Source organism: Bradyrhizobium sp. UFLA05-153, from assembly GCF_054185185.1.
In genome coordinates, this window is record NZ_JBBIAM010000356.1 from 1 (window position 1) to 582 (window position 582).

Sequence of the window (582 nt, forward strand, 5' to 3'; positions counted from 1 at the left end):
TGAGACGGCGGCCGAAGGATGAGATCGACGATGGCGTGACGTACGGCGGGCATGGTTGGCTGAGGCGGAGGTCCGTTGATTCTTTTTTTTCCGCCCCGCGTGTGCGAGGCGACGATGTTGCAGGAAGGCGTAGGCAATCATTGTCATCAGGGCGTGGCGATGAAGACCTTGCCATGATCGCCCCTCGAAGTGATCAAGTCCAAGCTCCTCCTTCAACTGCTGATGCGCCTGCTCACAAATCCATCTTGCCTTGATGGTGGCGGCTAGTGTGCGCAGATCCGTCGCCGCAGGGAGATTGGCAAGATAGTATTTCTTCTCCCCTGAGGCGCGTTGCTCGCCAATGAGCCAAGCTTCGTCGCCCGGGAGATGCTGCTGACCCTTATCCCAAATCCGCTGAGGAGGGCCGTCGGCGGTGCGGACACGAAGAGCAGCAAATCGGGCTTTCAGCCGACCTTTCGTCCCGCTGCGCCAACTCACGGCTTTCCATTTGGCGCTGGCCAGCATTTGTTCTGCCGCAATCGATAAGATATCGGGCACGTGGTGCTTTCGTGGTTTCCCGCGGACTTTGGTAATCGGCCAAAT

The 582-nt window shown here is 58.4% G+C and carries 1 protein-coding gene; it reads right to left on the bottom strand.

Going from position 1 to position 582, the window contains the following annotated elements; all coding sequences use genetic code 11:
• The coding region (locus Q2941_RS51865; protein ID WP_458197582.1) for a transposase at nucleotides 1–582 on the bottom strand (582 nt) is incomplete at both ends.